This window comes from Robiginitalea sp., assembly GCF_049588695.1.
Classification (GTDB): domain Bacteria; phylum Bacteroidota; class Bacteroidia; order Flavobacteriales; family Flavobacteriaceae; genus Robiginitalea.
This window is the reverse complement of sequence record NZ_JBAVZJ010000034.1, coordinates 1-2,371: the sequence shown is the minus strand read 5'-3', so window position 1 is coordinate 2,371 and position 2,371 is coordinate 1. Positions and strand designations below refer to the sequence as shown.

2 protein-coding genes are annotated in these 2,371 nt (G+C 48.1%); one reads left to right on the top strand and one right to left on the bottom strand.

All coding sequences use genetic code 11. The annotated features are described in order from the left end of the window. On the top strand, nt 1-977 hold a 977-nt coding region (lpxK, locus tag WBV75_RS00640; protein WP_424118733.1), incomplete at its 5' end, for a tetraacyldisaccharide 4'-kinase. On the opposite strand, the gene WBV75_RS00635 is transcribed toward lpxK, so the two are convergent. Beyond that, on the bottom strand, nt 974-2,371 hold a 1,398-nt coding region (locus WBV75_RS00635; RefSeq protein ID WP_424118732.1), incomplete at its 5' end, for a response regulator. The two genes, lpxK and WBV75_RS00635, sit on opposite strands and share 4 nt — an antisense overlap.

The following is a 2,371-nucleotide window of genomic DNA, read 5'->3' as shown; positions in this document are numbered from 1 at the left end:
ATCTGGGCCTGCCTTTTTCAGTTCTCTATGGCTGGATCGTCTGGTTGAGGAATAAGTTTTACGACTGGGGGTGGTTTTCCTCCAGGGGCTATGAGGTACCCATTTTGTGCATCGGAAACCTGAGTACGGGGGGGAGTGGGAAAACACCCATGGCAGAGTGGTTTCTATCTAATCTCCTGCCGGAACGGAAAGTAGCGGTATTGAGCCGGGGTTACAAGAGGGAAACCAAAGGATTTTATTTGGTGAGCCCTGAAAGTACAGCGGCGGAGGTAGGAGATGAACCCCTGCAAATGGCCCGGAATTTTCCGAAAGCCGTCATCGCTGTGGATGCAGACCGTCAAAGGGGAATAGAGCAATTAATTGCCCTTGCAGCTCCGGAAATCATCCTGCTTGACGACGGGTTTCAACACCGTCGGGTAAGGCCCGCACAGGCTGTATTGCTTACCGCATATGATGAGCTCTATCCGGACGAAGCTTACCTGCCCGCCGGCAACCTCAGGGATCATCGCAGCCAGGCAAGGCGGGCGGATTTAATCGTCGTAACCAAGTGCCCCAGTCCTTTATCCGAAGAGGATCGGACACGAATCCGAAGTAAGCTGGAGTTGGGGGATGGGCAGGAACTCGCCTTTGCCTCCCTTTGTTATCAGCAGATACGGGACCGTAGGGGTGTACCAATCCCTGAAAAAACCCTAAAAAACAAGAAGTTTACCCTGGTCACAGGGATTGCACGACCCCAACCCCTGATTGCTTATCTGAAAAAATCAGGAATCCGGTTCGAGCATTTAAAGTATTCAGACCATCATAAATTCTCAGCCTCGGAGCTCATTGCATTGAAAAAAAGACAACCTATTTTAACTACGGAGAAAGATGCTGTACGTTTAGAAGGGGCTCTTGAAGCGTATTACGTGCTCCCCGTTAAACATTGTTTTTCAGAAAAAGACAAGGGTGTGATGCAGGAGTTTCTCTCCAGGTTTTAAGTGGTCGTTTTGCGTAAACGAGCCTGGACGATGTTTTCACCGATTTTGTCGTAGAAGAGTTCGGGTTTAAAAGGTTTGGTCACTACATCGTTACAACCCGCCGCGTAGAATTCCTCCAAACTGTCGTCCAGAGAAATGGCGGTAAGGGCAATGATAGGAATCTCCGAATTGAACTTTCGGATTTCCCGGGTCGCTTCCACACCGCTAATCCCCGGCATGTGTATATCCATCAAAATCCCGTCGTATGTATTGGCTTTTGCCAGTTCAATCGCCTGGGTTCCATCACTGGCAATATCACATGAAATATCTTTTTTGGAAAGCATTTTACGGGTAATGACCTGGTTGATCTTATTGTCCTCCACGACCAGTAAGTGCAGTTCGTCAAAGCTGTAATCCACAGTACCCTCTTCAAAAGGCAGCTCCTCGACCACCTGGTCTTTACATTTCATTTTCAGCTCGAAATAGAAAGTACTCCCTTTCCCATGCTCGCTCTCCAGATGAATGGTACTGTCAAAGAGTCCGAGCAAGCTCTTGACGATCGTAAGACCAAGGCCAGTCCCCCCGTATTCCCGGTTAATCTGGATGGATCCCTGTTCAAAGCTATCGAAGATATTGGCCTGGCGCTCTTCTTCGATTCCTATTCCCGAGTCCCGTATTTCGAAATATACATGGGCGTATTCTCCTTCACGCTTAAGCAGGCGGGCAATGACCTCGACCTGACCATCTTTTGTGAACTTGATGGCATTTCCCACCAGGTTCATGAAAATCTGAGATAATTTAACCGGATCGCTCAGCAAGTGGGACGGGATTTGAGAGTCGTAGTCCAGGATGAGCTCGTCACTTTGCTCTTTCGCCGATTGCTGCAAGCCATTGATCACTTCATTGAGTACCTTATGCAGGTTACAGTCGATTTCCAAAGGTTCCAATTTCTCGGCGTCAATCTTGTTGATCTGCAGGATGTCGTTGATGAAATTCAGAAGGTAGTCTCCTGAGAATTTCAGGGATTTTAAATGCTCTAACTGGTTTTTACGGGGTTTCTCCTCGATTAAAAGGTGCGTCAGTCCCGTAACCGCATAGAGCGGGGTGCGCAATTCATGACTTACCGTGGAGAGAAAATTGGTTTTCGCCTCCATGGCCTGTACAGCTGCATCCCTGGCGAGTTGTAATTCCCGGTTTTTAGTCTGAAGAAGGTCGTTCGTCTTGAGTTTAATCTGGTTGTTGCGGTACAGGGAAATCGCAAGCAGGGAAATTATCGTCAGAAAGGACGTTGTGAGGATTACTGTAATTTCAGAACGGCTCGCCGATTCGCTCAATTCCGAAATTTCATCGCGCTGCCGGTCTACCTGCTCCAGCAGGTTTTTATTCATCACTTCATTTAGGCGAGTACTTTTTAC